12 protein-coding genes and 2 tRNA genes are annotated in these 14407 nt (G+C 67.7%); 11 read left to right on the top strand and 3 right to left on the bottom strand.

Annotated elements, in window-relative coordinates; genetic code table 11:
* Positions 1-100 precede the first annotated feature (100 nt).
* From B0I29_RS38290 to B0I29_RS38330, 9 genes are all read left to right on the top strand, one after another.
* Positions 101-190: transfer RNA gene (locus B0I29_RS38290), tRNA-Ser, on the top strand.
* A gap of 41 nt (positions 191-231) precedes the next feature.
* Positions 232-304, top strand: a tRNA-Arg gene (locus B0I29_RS38295).
* An 849-nt stretch (positions 305-1153) separates the two neighbouring features.
* The gene (locus B0I29_RS38300) at positions 1154-2011 is read left to right on the top strand and encodes an alpha/beta fold hydrolase (protein WP_111654074.1); all 858 of its coding nucleotides are present in this window, start codon (positions 1154-1156) and stop codon (positions 2009-2011) included.
* 83 nt (positions 2012-2094) lie between these two features.
* Positions 2095-2766, top strand: coding sequence for a TIR domain-containing protein (locus B0I29_RS38305; RefSeq protein WP_111654075.1), 672 nt, complete (start codon positions 2095-2097; stop codon positions 2764-2766).
* Positions 2763-3965, top strand: coding sequence for an FxsC protein (fsxC, locus tag B0I29_RS38310; RefSeq protein WP_146617038.1), 1203 nt, complete (start codon positions 2763-2765; stop codon positions 3963-3965). Before B0I29_RS38305 ends, fsxC begins: the two co-directional genes overlap by 4 nt.
* Positions 3958-7845 (top strand): FxSxx-COOH system tetratricopeptide repeat protein, encoded by a 3888-nt coding sequence (gene fxsT / locus B0I29_RS38315; protein WP_111654077.1) that lies wholly within the window; start codon positions 3958-3960, stop codon positions 7843-7845. Before fsxC ends, fxsT begins: the two co-directional genes overlap by 8 nt.
* A 207-nt stretch (positions 7846-8052) precedes the next feature.
* Positions 8053-8256, top strand: a complete 204-nt coding sequence (locus B0I29_RS38320; RefSeq protein ID WP_146617039.1) for a hypothetical protein — start codon at positions 8053-8055, stop codon at positions 8254-8256.
* A 3-nt stretch (positions 8257-8259) separates the two neighbouring features.
* Positions 8260-9510, top strand: coding sequence for an FxsB family cyclophane-forming radical SAM/SPASM peptide maturase (locus B0I29_RS38325; RefSeq protein WP_245973115.1), 1251 nt, complete (start codon positions 8260-8262; stop codon positions 9508-9510).
* Entirely contained in the window at positions 9497-10786 is a 1290-nt protein-coding gene (locus B0I29_RS38330) for an aKG-HExxH-type peptide beta-hydroxylase (protein WP_146617040.1), read from the top strand. The genes B0I29_RS38325 and B0I29_RS38330 overlap by 14 nt, the downstream gene beginning before the upstream one ends.
* Here B0I29_RS38330 and B0I29_RS46440 read toward each other — a convergent pair.
* The 3 genes from B0I29_RS46440 to B0I29_RS38340 all read right to left on the bottom strand — a co-directional run bounded on the left by B0I29_RS46440 (position 10764) and on the right by B0I29_RS38340 (position 12525).
* Positions 10764-11234, bottom strand: coding sequence for a hypothetical protein (locus tag B0I29_RS46440; protein ID WP_220091547.1), 471 nt, complete (start codon positions 11232-11234; stop codon positions 10764-10766). The genes B0I29_RS38330 and B0I29_RS46440 overlap by 23 nt on opposite strands.
* Positions 11231-11674 (bottom strand): HIT family protein, encoded by a 444-nt coding sequence (locus B0I29_RS46445; protein ID WP_220091548.1) that lies wholly within the window; start codon positions 11672-11674, stop codon positions 11231-11233. Before B0I29_RS46445 ends, B0I29_RS46440 begins: the two co-directional genes overlap by 4 nt.
* A 359-nt stretch (positions 11675-12033) precedes the next feature.
* Complete coding sequence (locus tag B0I29_RS38340) at positions 12034-12525, bottom strand: MarR family winged helix-turn-helix transcriptional regulator (protein ID WP_245973116.1); 492 nt, start codon at positions 12523-12525, stop codon at positions 12034-12036.
* 121 nt (positions 12526-12646) lie between these two features.
* Here B0I29_RS38340 and B0I29_RS38345 point away from each other — a divergent pair, with 121 nt between their 5' ends.
* Complete coding sequence (locus tag B0I29_RS38345) at positions 12647-13897, top strand: amidohydrolase family protein (RefSeq protein ID WP_111654080.1); 1251 nt, start codon at positions 12647-12649, stop codon at positions 13895-13897.
* Positions 13898-14084: 187 nt separating this feature from the next.
* On the top strand, positions 14085-14393 hold the full coding sequence (locus tag B0I29_RS38350) for a hypothetical protein (RefSeq protein WP_111654081.1): 309 nt from the start codon (positions 14085-14087) through the stop codon (positions 14391-14393).
* Positions 14394-14407 lie beyond the last annotated feature (14 nt).

Here is a 14407-nt window from a genome sequence, read left to right on the forward strand (position 1 = left end):
GACCCCTTGCGGAGATCCGTGGTGTGCCGGATGTAGCCCTCTTTGTGCGGCGTCCCAGGGGTCCGGTATTGTCAAGCCTCGGTGACCTTCGGGGCACCGGGGAGACTTCGCCTAGTCTGGTCTATGGCGCCGCACTGCTAATGCGGTTTGGGTTAACCGCCCATCCCGGGTTCGAATCCCGGAGTCTCCGCGCGAAAGTCGGTGTTGTAGGCTGACTTAGCAAGTGAGTGAGCGCCCGTAGCTCAATGGATAGAGCATCTGACTACGGATCAGAAGGTTAGGGGTTCGAGTCCCTTCGGGCGCACAAACGATCAAGGCCGTGACCTGCGGAAACAAGGGTCACGGCCTTTTTGCTTCCCATTTTTATCCCTGAAAATCCCACTTTCCCCACGCCAACCGCGACCCGTCCCGCAGCCCTACCCGATTACTGTGCGTGATGCCTTGAGGTGTTCGTCATCCGGGTCAGGGCTACCGCGGGGCCGTGTCACGGCGCCGCAATCTGGGGTGTGTCCGGCGGCGACGGCGGGCAGCTCGTCCGGCTGTGCGGGCTACCCGGCTCACCAGGCTCTCCCGGGGAAGCCTGCGCCGGATCCGGCGGCGGGTGCCGCCAGATCATGGATGTCCACGTCCGACGGTTGGGACCAGTCGCTTATCGATTCGCTGCGCCTCGACCGGTTGCGCGATAGCGGAATCCAGGTCCCACCGATCGGGGGATGACGAAGCCGGCCCCGGGGTAGCCGACCTGTCACCACCGACTGGATGATCGGCGGGCGCCACGGCGACGCGGCATTCGGCCGAATCGCCATTCCGGGGCGCCCGCATACGGCGAAACCGTGCCCCAGCAGCGATGTTTTTCACCCGGTGATCCACGAGCCCGCCGTGACCTCGCGGCTACCGTCGGCGTTGAAGCCTCGAGGTTCAACCACGCCTCAAGGAATATCGTCTATAACCGGACGACTCATCGCCCGGAAGTGCAAGGATGGTCGTGACACCCTTAGAGGCGGCGTGGCACTATGACCCGATGTCCTTGGGGAAACGTCGATACCAATGGATGCTTGACCGTGGCCAAATGGGGAGGGCGTGAGTGGTCTCATCGCCTGCGACCCTGGTGCCGACTCCTGACGGCAGGAGACTAGGCGTCGAGATATCCGGAATGGAATCCGGCTCGACGGTCTTCCTCATGCACGGCACACCGGGCAGCCGCCTCGGCCCCAAGGTCCGCCCCATCGTTCTGCACCAGCTCGGGGTCAGGCTCGTGTGTTACGACCGGCCGGGCTACGGCGATTCGGACCGCCGCAAGGATCGCACCGTCGCGGACGCTGCAGAGGACGTCAGGCACATCGCGGACCACCTCGGCGTCGACACCTTCTCCGTGGTCGGCCGCAGCGGTGGGGCGCCGCACGCGCTGGCCACCGCCGCAATCCTCGGCGACCGGGTTGACCGGGTGGCCGCGCTGGTCACCCTGGCACCCCCGGACGCGCCCGACCTCGACTGGTACAGCGGGATGACCGACGCCAACGTCCGTGACTACTCGCACGCCGACAACGACGAGGCGAAGCTCATCGAGAGCCTGCGCCTTCAGGCCGATCGGGCCAAGCGCGATCCCGCCAGCATGCTGGACAACCTTCGCTCGCAGATGACCCGGGCGGATCAATCAGCGGTGCGGAGCTCCACGATTCAGGGCCTGCTGACCGACACCTATCGCGAGGCGATGCGCCTTGGGCCCTACGGCTGGATCGACGACGTCCTGGCGCTGCGCCGCGAGTGGGGGTTCGAGCCCGGGAAGATCCTGCAGCCGACTCTGTTCTGGCATGGCGAGCGGGACAATTTCGCACCGGTCGAACACACCCTGTGGCTCGCTCGCCAGATCGAGAACGCGGAAGTCCGCATCCAGCGAGAGACCGCGCATTTCGGCGCGATGGGGATCCTTCCCACCGTCCTCGGCTGGCTGACCGGATCAGGGGACCGGCCCTTGCAGCCCATCGGCCCCTATTACGCCAATCCACGGTAGACCCCGGCGCGAGCACTGTAGGCGGTTGGTCACTGGATGCTAGTGTCGGCCCTCTCCGGTGACGTGATCGTAGGGGGCGGGCAGTGTCCAAGGAGCTTCCGGAGACGCCGGACGCTCCCCTGTTCTTCGTCAGTTACCGACGATCGTTCATTCCGGACCGCCCCACCGTTGCCAGCCGCCCCTATGGCAAAGAGATCCTCCAGTTCTTCGACGACCTGACGGATGACGTCGGGGAACTGATCGGCGCCCCGCTGAACTACAAGCCCGGATACCTGGACCGCGCTGACAGCTTCGGAACGGAGTGGGAGCGCCAGCTGCTCACCGCGATCGGCACCTGCCAGGTGCTGGTCTGCCTGTTGTCCGAGCCGCTGTTGCGGGACAGCGAGTGGTGCGCCCGGGAGTGGCACGCCTTCGCCCGGCGCGAGATCATCCGCGACCCGGCCCTGGCGCGAGAGCACCAGCGCGCGATCGTGCCGGTGATCTGGATGCCGCTGCACCCCACCCTGGAGCTTCCGAAAAGGGTCTCCCAGATCGGCATCTACTTTCCGCCCGGCTTGCCTGATCCTGGTTATGAGACGGCATATCGCGAGAACGGACTGCTCGGCCTCATCCGTTCCGGCCAGCACACGGCTTACCGCGCCATCGTCTGGAAGATCGCGATGCACGTGGACCACGTACGCCGGTCGTGTCTGGTCAGACCGGATGTGCCAGCGGACAGCTCCATCCTGTCGACGGACTTCGAGGAGGATGTGTGACACCATCCGATCCGGCTCGATACGCGTTCTACCTCAGCTATGCGAGGACGGCCCCGATGGGCCCGGGGACGCCGGGGGACGGCGACAGCACGGTGCGCGACCTGTTCACCAGGCTGTCCGATGAGGTCCGGGCACTTCTCGGCAGCAACAGTCCCCCGGTCGTGGGGCACTTCGACGACATCGACCAGCCGTCGGCCGACTGGAAAGCGGACCTGAGCCGGGCGCTCAGTCATGCGGACGTCTTCGTGGCGCTGTACTCGCCGAAGTACTTCAACAAGACCCTCCCCCTGCAGGAGCGTGCCGCCTACGTGCGACGGCTGACCGGGCGGGAGCGGGCACTGCGCCTGCTCCCGGTTCTCTGGGTGCCATGGGAACCCTGGAATCATCAGGAGGAGCGGCTCGCGTCGCTGACGCTGGACACTCAGGCCGAGGCTTACAAGGAAAACGGCCTGCGGGCGCTGTGCCGGCTGGCCGCTTACGAACCGGCGTACCACCAGATCGTGGGCACCCTGGCTCGCCGGATCGTCGCCATCACCAAGGCCGCCGGGCCGCGCCCGGCCACCCCGGCGGTGATCGACGACGCGGAGGCGCCGGAGCCCGGCCCGGCCGGAATGCGGCTCACCGTCATGGTGCTGGCGCCGGTCCGCGCCGCACTCCCCCGCGACCGGCCCCGAGCCGGTTACGGTCAGCTCGCCGTCGAGTGGCATCCGTTCGGGGGCGAGACGCCGCTCTCACCGGCGCAGATGGCCGCCAACCTCGCCGAGCACCGCCATCTGGCGCCTCGGCTCACCGACGCGCAGATCGGATTCGGGCCGCTGGCCGAAGGCGCGGTTCTGGTGCTCGTGGATCCGTGGATCCTGGACTCGCCGGGGGGACGCGAGACCGTGGACGCCGTCGCGGATCGGCTGCCGGAATGGGCCGAGGTGGTCGTGATCGCCGACAGCGACGACCCCCAGTACCGCGATCGGGGGGCGGAACTCACCGCCACCGTGAACGTTATCCTGGGAAGCGTCCGGCGACAGGTGCGACGCATTCTGTACGCCGATCAACTGGTCGAGAGAATGCCGATCGTAATCGATGAGACCCTCCGGGCATATCTGAAGACGGCGCCCGTCTTCCTGCCCAAGGGCGCTGTGGTTCCGATGCCCAGGATCACCGACGATGCTGGTCCATCCCAGGAAGAGGACATCGATGACTGAGAACCGCGATGGCACCGTTGTCACGTTCTATTCGTACAAGGGTGGCACCGGCCGGACCATGGCCCTGGCCAACGTGGCCTGGATCTTGGCGAGCGCGGGTCATCGGGTGCTGGTCGCCGACTGGGATCTGGAATCACCGGGATTGCACCGATTCTTCCACCCGTTCCTTCGACCGAGCGCCATGCAGGACGCCGACGGCGTCGTCGAGATGGTCAACCGCTACGACGAGGCCACCCGGCGGGACGCCGACCGGCCCAGCGACTGGCAGGCCGAATACGCCCGGGTCAGCCAGTTCGCGTTCTCGCTGGATTGGAAGCACTTCCCCTCGGGCGGCAGCATTGATTTCATGCCGGCCGGCCAGAACAACACGAGTTACGCCCGGAGCGTCTATGAACGCAACTGGGACGAGTTCTACGACAAACTCGATGGCGGAAAACTGTTCGACGCCTTGCGCGCGGACATGAAAAAGAACTACGACTACACGTTGATCGACAGCCGGACCGGCGTGAGTGACGTCGCCGGAATCTGCACGCGCCATTTGCCGGACGTGCTCGTCGACTGTTTCACCTTCAGCGACCAGGGCATCTACGGTGCTGCCGAAGTCGCCGCGAGCATCGGCCTGAGCGTACGCCCGGTCCGCGTTCTGCCGGTGCCGATGCGCGTCGACTCCGCCGAGAAGGAACGCGTCGACGCCGGCCGGTTCCTCGCCCGTGAGCGATTCGCCGGGCTGCCGGCCGGCATGGAGGCCTCCGAGCAGGATCGATACTGGGCGACGGTCGAGGTTCCGTACCGGGCGTTCTACGCCTTCGAGGAGACGCTGGCGACCTTGGGTGACCAGCCCGGCGTGCCCACCTCGATGCTGGCGTCCTACGTCGCCCTAGCCGGATACCTGACCGACGGGGTGGTGACCGAACTCCCGGCGATGAGCGAGGATCTCCGCATCCGCACCGTGGCGCAGTTCGCCCGGCGGGTGACCCGGGCCGAGGAGAAGGTCGATCTGAGGTACGCCCCGGTCGATCGCCTGTGGGCGGAGTGGGTGTCCGATGTGCTGCAGGCGGCGGACATCACGGTCACCATGGTGGAGACGGGCATTCGAGCCGACCCGGGCACCGAGGGCGCACGCCAACTGAGCCTGGTGTCCCAGACCAACGCTGAAGCCGAGGCCGCGCGGATCTCCCTCGACCGCCCCGACCCGCGCGCTCCCCTCGTGGCCTATATCGCCGACGTGCGGCCGTTCCGTGGCCGCGCCGCCGAGGACAACGCGTTCCTTTTCGGGCAGCCGGAAGCGACGGCCATCGAGCGCCTTCTCAAGCTGGTCCGCCGGCCGACGGCCGATATCGATATGAGCCGGATCGGCGTCCGGTTTCCCGGCACGCCGGCCGCAGTGTTCAACGCCCCGATCCGCAACATGCTGTTCACCGGCCGCGAAGGGGACCTTCTCCGACTCCGCGAACAGTTGCAGGATCAAGGCGCCAGCGCGCTCCTGGGCAACCAGTCGGTGGCCCTGCAGGGCATGGGCGGCATCGGCAAGACCCATGTGGCGCTGGAGTACGCGCACCGGTTCCGCAACGCGTACGACGTGATCTGGTGGATCGACGCCTCCGACGTCCCCTCCCTGGACACCCAACTGGCGACGCTGGGCAAGCGCGTCGAGTCGGGCGAGGAGGGCACGATCGCCGATCAGGCCGCGGCGCTGCTGCAGAAACTGGAACGCGGCGACGTGGTCGACCGCTGGCTGGTGGTCTTCGACAACGCGGAGGACATCGAGAAGGTCAAGCCGTACCTGGCGTCCGGGCCGGGCGGCCACGTGCTGATCACCGCCCGCAACCGGCAGTGGTCGGAGCATCAGGCGACCATCCAGATGGACGTCTTCCAGCGCGCGGAGAGCGTGGCGCACCTCCAGCAGCGGCTGCCCACGATCCGCAAGGAGCACGCTGGCCGGATCGCCGAGCTCCTCGGTGACCTGCCGATCGCGGTCGCCGCCGCGGGCGCGTGGCTGGCCGAGACCGGGGCGCCGGTCGAGGACTATCTGCGCGACATTCAGGAGCGGCCGGACGGCGTGCTGTCCAGTCCCGGTAACCCGTCGGTGGAGAAGACCTGGGACCTGTCGCTGTCCCAGCTCCGGGAGACCTCGGCCGGGTCATACCGCCTGCTGCAGCTCTGCTCGCTGCTCGCGCCGGAGATCTCGCTCGAGTTGATCTACGGCGACCGGATGGCCGAGGTCCTGCGTCCCTTCGACCCGGCCGTCACCGAGACCGCCTATCGATGGTCGCTCGTCCACACGATCAGCAAGCTGGCGCTGCTGCGGCTGGACGTGTCCAACCGCCGGGTGCACGTCCACCGGCTCCTCCAGCACGTGGTCAAGCAGCGCATGTCGGAGGAGGAGATCGCGGCGACCCGGCTCGAAGTGCACGCCGTGCTGGCCGCCGCGCGGCCCCGTGACGACGTCGACAACCCGTTGACCTGGCCACGATTCCAGATGATCTGGCCGCACATCGAGCTGTCCGAGGCCTATGAATCGCGCGATGAGGCGGTCCGCCGCCTCATCATCGACCGGGTGCGCTACGTCTGGTTGACCGGTGACAACAAGGGCGCGCGTGCCTTCGCCGAACGCCATGTCGAGCGATGGCAGGACCTGATGGACCGGCTGGTCACCGACGAGGAACGCGATTCGCTGCGGCGTCAGATCCTGCACCTGCAATTCAACCTGGGCAACATCATCCGCGACGAGTTCGCGTTCGCCGAGTCCCGCGCGCTGAACGAGAAGGTGCGGGCCGAACAGAGCGACCTGCTCGGCGCCAATCATCCGCACACTCTGATGACAGCGGGCAGCCTCAGCGCCGACCTGCGTGCCCTCGGGCTCTATGCGGAGGCTCTGGAGCAGGACAAGGTCACCTATGCCGCCTGGTCGACGGTCTTTGGCGAGGAACATCCGCGCACGCTGACCGCACTGAACAACCTCGCCGCGTCCTATCGGCTCGTCGGCGACTTCAGGTCCGCACGCGAGCACGACCAGACGGTGTATCAGCGCAGCACCGCCAATCTCGGCGACGACAGTCCGATGACGCTGCTGGCCGGTACCAACCTCGGCCGTGACCTGCGCGAAGCAGGCGATTATCGGGGCTCGGCCGAGTTGCTCGCCCAGCTCGCTGAGCGGTTCCGGGCCGCCGTCGGCGAGCGGACCCCGCGGTACTACAACCTACTGGTCAACCAGGCCGTGTCGATGCGCAGCGCGGGCCAGATCGATGAGGCGGCGCCGCTGCTCGAGAGGGCGTACGAGCAGTTGAACCATCTGCTGGGCCCGGACAAGCCTGATACCCTCGGCGCCCGGCTGAGTCGTGCGGTGAACCTACTGGCGAGTGGCGAGGTGGACAGTGCCGGCTCGGAGTTCGAGTTGATCGACAGCTCGTACGAGCGATTCGGCCTGAGCGACACCCACCCGCACCGCCTAGCCTGCGCGACGAACCGGACCGCGACGGCTCGCGCGGCGGGCGACCTCGTGCGGGCGCGCAGTCTCGCCGAGCACGCCAGCCGAGGCCTCGTCACCGCGCTCGGGCCCGAGCACCCGTACACGATCGCCGCGGGCATGAATCTGGCCATCGTGCTGGCCGAGCAGAACGACCTGGCCGGCGCGCGGGAGAAGTTCGAGTCGCTGCTCCGGGAGATGCACGACGTGCTCGGTCCGGACCATCCCGACTCGCTGCTGTGCGAGGGAAACCTCCTGCTGGTCCGCCGCGAGCAGGAGGGCCGGCGGTACGAGTCGGAGCTCAACGACGTCGTCGCCCGGCTCATCTCCTCGCTGGGCGCGGAGCATCCCGCGGTAGGCGCTCTGCGCGAGGCCTGGTACCTGCCCCGCACCTTGGACCCGCATCCGTTCTGACCGTTGCAATCTCATCGAATTGCTAGATCAAGAATTTTCCCACCACATCACATATTCGCAGCATGCCACCATTACCGGTGACGTGATTGCAAGATCGCATTTATCGACGTCGTGGCGGCTGGTTGTTCACGGACGACGGACATGCGATCCTGTGAATGCCAGACCGCCGAGACAGATGCCGGTTTGGCAGGAGGTATGGAGGTCACAATGACTGTCGTCCACTCGGACGAAACGCGCGACGCGACCGATTGGGCGGCCACGCCCGACGTGTCCGCCGAGCCCGTCACGCCGCTGGACGCGGACGACGGCACCATCGTCGGCCGATGCGCCGACCAGGTGCTGAGGTCGCTCGACGACCCCGACGGCGTCTTGAGCGCATTCAGCTCGCTCACGCCTCCGCCGAATCCCTGAGGCTTGCCATTGACTCCCGCCACGCTGTTCGGCCGTGTCCGGGACGTCCAACGCACCATGGCGCCCTGGCCCTATGCCGAACTCGACGTCGAGGCGCTGAAGGCCACCGGCTGGCGCCCGAAACCGTTCAGTGAGGTCATCCTCAAGGTCCACCAGCGCTGCAACCTGGCCTGTGACTACTGCTACGTCTACGAACATGCTGATCAGAGCTGGCGGGACCGTCCGCCGGCGATGCCCGGCGAGGTGCGTGACGCCGCGATCGCGCGGATCGCAGCGCATGCCGGGCGACACGGCCTGAAGGACCTGCGGGTGGTGCTGCACGGTGGCGAGCCGATGCTTTACGGCATCGACCGGCTGACCACCCTGGCCGAGTCCCTGCGCCGGGCGGTGCCGCCCGGCTGCCACGTCGAGATCGGCATGCAGACCAACGGCGTGCTGCTGACCGAGGCGACGGTCCGCGCCCTAGTGGCCCATCGCATCAGGGTCGGCATCAGCCTCGACGGCACCGCGGCCGCCCATGATCAGCACCGCCGGTTCAAAGACGGGCGTGGGAGCTTCTCGGCCGTCGCCCGCGGGATCGATCTTCTTCGCCGCCCGGAGTACCGCAATTCGTACTCAGGACTTTTGACAACGGTGAACGTCAATACGGATCCGGAACTCGGATACCAGCAATTGATGGCCTTCGAGCCGCCGGCGATGGACCTTCTATTGCCGCACGCGACGTGGAGTGATCCGCCGCCACGACCGATGGGCGCACCCTCGTACGCCGAGTGGCTTATCGCATTCTTCGACCGCTGGTACGCCGATCAGTCGCCGACACGCGTCCGCCTGTTCGAGTCGGCGATCCGGGTCCTGCTCGGCGGCCGCAGCGACAGCGAACAACTCGGGCTCAGCCCGTCCGGCGCCATCGTCATCGAGTCGGACGGGGATATCGAGCAGGTCGACGCGCTGAAGGTCGCGTACCCGGGCGCAGCGGCCACCGGCCTGAACGTCCGCACCGACGACCTCGACGCGGCCCTCGACGATCCGGGTGTGGTGGCACGGCAGATCGGCCGGGCGGCGCTGGCCGACGAGTGCCGGGCGTGCCCGCTCGTCGAGGCGTGCGGTGGCGGGCACTACGTGCATCGCTACCGCGCCGGCGCGGGCTTCCGGTCGCCTTCGGTCTACTGCACGGACCTGGACGTCTTCGTCCGGCACGTGCAACGGACGGTGTCCGCCGATCTGCGTAGGAGACGATCTGTTGACGGTTCATAGTCTGGCGTCGGCGATGTTCGACCGGGTCGGCAGCGGTCTCGGCGGCGCCGCGGCGGTGAACCGGCTCACCGAGGTCCGGCGCAGCCGGCACCTCATCATGCTGCGGCGCTTGCTCACGCACTGGCCCGGTGACCCGGAGCCGCTGCGTGACGTCCTGGAACGGTCCCGGATCGCCGCACCGGATCGCTTCGCCGACGTGGTCAGCGCGCCGATGGTCGGTGGCTGGGCGGCCATCGCGGGCCGCGGCGTCACCCGTGACCCCGCGGACGTGCAGGCGATGGGACATCTGGCCGCCATCGCGCTGGTGGCGGCCGCCGCCGCGGAGATCGACGCCTCGGTCCGGATCCCGGTGCACCACGGCGCGGCCATGCTGCCCGGTCTCGGCGCGGTCGTGGCCGGCGGCCACCACGAACTCGAGGCGACGACGAGCCACGGCCGCATCGTGGTCTTCGTCGACGGCGCCGGGCTCGAGGTCCCGGCGGATCCGGCGGACGAGGCCCGGGGATGGCTGCCGCTGCGCAAGCTGGACGGCGGCACGGCCCGGGTCGACCTGGAGGACCTGCACCCGTACCGGCACGGTCACCACACGCCACCGGCCGGGCGGCTCAGCACCGAGGACGCCAAACGGTGGGAGGCCCTGTTCGGCAAGACCTGTCAGCTGCTGACCGACCATGTGGCACCGCGAGCTGTCGAGCTGAGCGCCGGGATGAGGTCGCTGGTGCCGCTGCACCGGGTGAATCCCGACGCGGCGCAGAGCGCGTCGCTGCGGCACGTTTTCGGCGCGTGCGGGCTGACCCAGCCGCTCTCCGCCCACGACTTCGCGGTGACGCTGGTGCACGAGTTCCAGCACTCGAAGCTCAGCGCCTTCCTGGACATGTACCAGCTGACCAATCCTCGCGACCGGCGTCTGCATTTTGCGCCCTGGCGCGTCGATCCGCGACCGCTGGCCGGCCTTTTACAGGGGGTTTATGCCTTCGCCGGCGTCGCCGACACGTGGCGGTCGCTGCGCGACGAGATCACCGAGGCGGAACTCCGGTTCGCCGAGTCCCGCCTCCAGGTGGATCGGGGCCTGACCGCCATCGAGCGGTCCGGCTCGCTCACCCCGGACGGCGTGCGGTTCACCGCGGCGTTGCGCCGCACCGCCGACGAACTGCTCACCGAACCGGTCGCCCCGGGCGCCGCCCGGTCCGCCGAGCGCCTGCTGGCCGACCTCAAGGCCGGCTGGGAGGCGCGCAACACCCTCGACGCCGACGTCACCGCGCCACGACGAGCGTGATCAGCCCGATGACCGCCAGCCCACCGTAGAACGGCGCGATCGACCAGGACAGCCACACGTCCGCGCCGGGAAACCATCGGGCCAGGCCGCGCCGGACCTTCGCGCCGAACGTCGTCGCCACCGGGCCCGCGTCCTCGGCGTCCGCGGGGTTGAGCGAAAAAGATGGAATGGTTTTGGTCCCACGCGCCACCGCGTCGTAGAGCCGCCGGTACGCCTTCTCCTGCCGCAGATAGTTGGCGTCGAGGAGCGAGAAGAGCAGCACGGCCGCGATCCCCAGCAGGGCGATCGCGAACGCCTTCTTGGTCAGCGCGAACCCGTAGGTCGCGGTCACGACCGGGAGTAGCCACCCTTTCGCCGTGCTCGACGCCGCCGACATCCGCGTCACGACGGCCTGGATGTAGTCGAGATGCTTGCGCCGGTCGTCCGCGGCGATGCCCGGCTGCGTCACCGTTCCCCCACAGCCAGGCACTCGCGCCGCACGGCCTGCCAGACGTCGTCCGTCTCCGGTGCCCGCCTCGCGGCCGGCCAGATCGGGCCCATCCGATCGTCAGTCCACCGCGGGACGATGTGGACATGCAGGTGGAACACCGTTTGCGCGGCCGCCTTGCCATTGGACTGAATGATGTTCAACCCCTCCGGATCGGTGGCTCGCCGGACCGCTTCCGACAGCCGCAACGTCGCGCGCGCCAGGTGCGCGGCAACGTCACCGTCCAGTGACCACAGATCCGGGACGTGTCCGCGTGGCACCACCAGCGTATGACCCGGTGTCGCGGGCTCCAACGGCAGAAAAGCGACCACGTGCTCGTTCTGGAACACCTCGCGCGCGCCCGGATCCTCGCCCCGGACGATCCGGCAGAAGGGGCACCCGAGTTGATCGTTGTCAGTCACCTTGCGAGTGTGCCCGTCCGAGCCGTGGGAAAGAACCCTGACCATCCTGGGCATTCAAAAGAAAGATCAAGTGCAAATTCTCCGGGTACGGGTAATCGCCCGCGTACGTCCGCCATTCGCTCGATGTCAGTTCCCGCCCACCATGCGGCAGACATGCGCTACGTCCTCTGGTCTCCCGGATGTCGCCTGGTTCCTCACCAACGGCTATGGCCCGGAGCGGGTGGTCACCGACTGCGGCATCGGCGTCGGCGGCGGGCGTGTTCCGGATCTGACGGTGTGGGCGGACGGGATGCCGTCGCGCGAGATCTCACCCGGTCACCGCAGCCCTGGAAACCAGCTGCACGGGTCAGCGTGTGTTCTCAGTCGGTGCTCTCGGCTGGTGCGGGGAGGCGTGCGGAGTCCTCGGCGTACTTGATGAGCAGCCTGGCGAACTCCAGTCGCTCGGCTCTCGGCCAGTCGCGGGTGACGTACTCGAAAGCCTGCCTGTGTTGGTTTCTGAAGTGGCCGAGAAGTGCGCTTCCCTCGTCAGTCAGTTGAATGACGGTGCGCCGGCCGTCCTGTTGGGACGCTGCGCGAACGAGGTAGCCGTGGGTGATGCAGTCGGTGGCCATGCGGCTGGCCACCGAGGGGTCGACCAGGAGCGCGTCGGCGAGATTGCCCACGGTCATTTCCCGCCCGGCGCTCTGCGCCTCCTCCACCAGGTTGAGCACCAGGTTGCGGGTGAGGTCCTTGCGGCCGCTGGGTTGGTCGACCGGCGCCTGCATGGTGCGCCGCCGCATCCGGGCGAAGGCGCCGCCCACATCGGCCATCAGGTCTCGTTCTTGCTGTTCGGAAGCGTTCTCGATGGTCACTGATCTAGCCTACTTGAATGTGCCGTCAGGCACATACATGCTTTGTTGCATGTAATTGAGTTTGAGCATTAGTGTTCATCTGGGCACGCAAGTAGCGTCCGCTCAAGGAACGAGGTCTGCCATGGTCACCGCCATCACGAACGCCCGGATCTTCGACGGCGAGCAGGTGATCGAGGCGACGACAGTCGTCATCGACGGCACCCGGATCGCCGCCGTGGGCGGTGAACCCCCGTTGGCGGCTGAGGTCATCGACGCAGCCGGGGCCACGCTGCTGCCCGGCCTGATCGACGCACACACCCACAGCTCGGACGGCACCCTCGCCCTCGCGCTGCGCTTCGGCGTCACCACCGAGCTCGAGATGCAGGGCATGAACACGCGGTTCAGCCGGTCACACATCACCGACGACGACACCCTCGCGGACGTCCGCTCCGCCGGGTTCGGTGTCACCCCACCCGGTGGACACCCCAGCGAGCTGATCCCCGACGACTTCGAGTTCGGTCCCGGGCCGGGCGAGGACGATCACAATGACGGACACGACGGGCCGATGCCGCTGATGCCGTTCGCCTCCACTCCGGAGGAAGCCGCACGCTTCGTTCCGCAGCTGGTCGAGGCCGGCTCCGACTACATCAAGTTCATGGTCGACGACGGCTCGGTAGAGGGCCACCCCGGGCTCCCGATGCTCGACCAGGCAACCCTCGACGCCGGCGTCGCCGAAGCTCGCCGGCTCGGCATGCTGACCATCGCCCACACGCTGACCGCCGACGCGACCCGTATGGCGATCGACGCCGGTATCCACGGTCTGGCCCACTTGTTCATGGACCGGCCCCACACCGGCGACCTCGTCGAACGCATCGCCGCCGCCGGTGTCTTCGTCGTCCCCTGCGTCGTGTTGAACGCCTCGATGATGGGCATCACCGCGTCCATCCTGGCCGACGACCCCCGAGTCAGTGGCCGTCTGGACGACGACTGGACCGGCCTGCTGCGCGGCAGCTACGACCGATACCCCCAGGGTGAACTGGAGTACGTCCTCGACTCGGTCAAAGCGCTCCACGACGCCGGGGTCGAGATCCTGGCCGGAACCGACGCCGCACCGTTCCCGCTGCCATTCATGGCCGGAGTGGCACACGGCGCGAGCCTGCACCACGAACTCCAGTACCTCGTCCGGGCTGGCCTCACTCCGGTCGAGGCGCTACGCGCGGCGACCTCCACACCCGCACGGCTCTTCGGGCTCGACGACCGTGGCCGCATCGCCGTCGGCCTGCGCGCCGACATGCTTCTCGTCGACGGCGACCCCACCACCCGCATCGATGACACGCTGAACCTGCGCACGGTCTGGCGCCGAGGTACTCCAACTCATCTGACAGTCAGCTGAATGCCGGTCTTGTAGTCGTCGCGCCGCGGTCGAAGCTGAGTTCTCACCATAGGCGGGACCGGGGGCTAACCCCCGGAAACCCCGGGTGGCGATCCGGGGGTCTGCACGATTCTGCGGGAACGCTCTGACCAGCAGTATTAGTCCTGTCAGCAAGACAACGGGAAACCGAACAGACAGGACAGAGACCATGTGGCAGAGCAGCTACTCATACGACGACAGCCAGACCTTCGCCTACGGCCACCAGAGCAGCGGCTCCTCCGGCTTCGGGGGCCAGTGCGAGAACAGCGCCCCGCAGAACGGCGCCCCGCAGCAGGACGATTTCCCGCAGCACGGCGACTTCCCTCAGCAGGACGTGCAGCCGGACGTGCAGCCGGGCGGCTACCTGACCGACGACTTCCAGCCGCAGGACTCGAACTACGGGGAGCACTACCAGACCCAGGAGTTCTACTACTACCACTCCGAGCACCACGTCGACTCGTCCGCGTTCCAAGCCTGAGCCGAGGGGCCCCG

Origin of the sequence: Actinoplanes lutulentus, assembly GCF_003259845.1 — a bacterium.
GTDB classification, from domain to species: Bacteria; Actinomycetota; Actinomycetes; order Mycobacteriales; family Micromonosporaceae; genus Actinoplanes; species Actinoplanes lutulentus.

Bases quoted from the DNA above. Each gene is read 5' to 3' on its own strand.
- B0I29_RS38350 (WP_111654081.1), top strand. From the start codon at position 14,085: ATGTGGCAGAGCAGCTACTCATACGACGACAGCCAGACCTTCGCCTAC.
- fxsT (WP_111654077.1), top strand. From the start codon at position 3,958: ATGACTGAGAACCGCGATGGCACCGTTGTCACGTTCTATTCGTACAAG.
- B0I29_RS38320 (WP_146617039.1), top strand. From the start codon at position 8,053: ATGACTGTCGTCCACTCGGACGAAACGCGCGACGCGACCGATTGGGCG.
- B0I29_RS38345 (WP_111654080.1), top strand. From the start codon at position 12,647: ATGGTCACCGCCATCACGAACGCCCGGATCTTCGACGGCGAGCAGGTG.
- B0I29_RS38300 (WP_111654074.1), top strand. From the start codon at position 1,154: ATGGAATCCGGCTCGACGGTCTTCCTCATGCACGGCACACCGGGCAGC.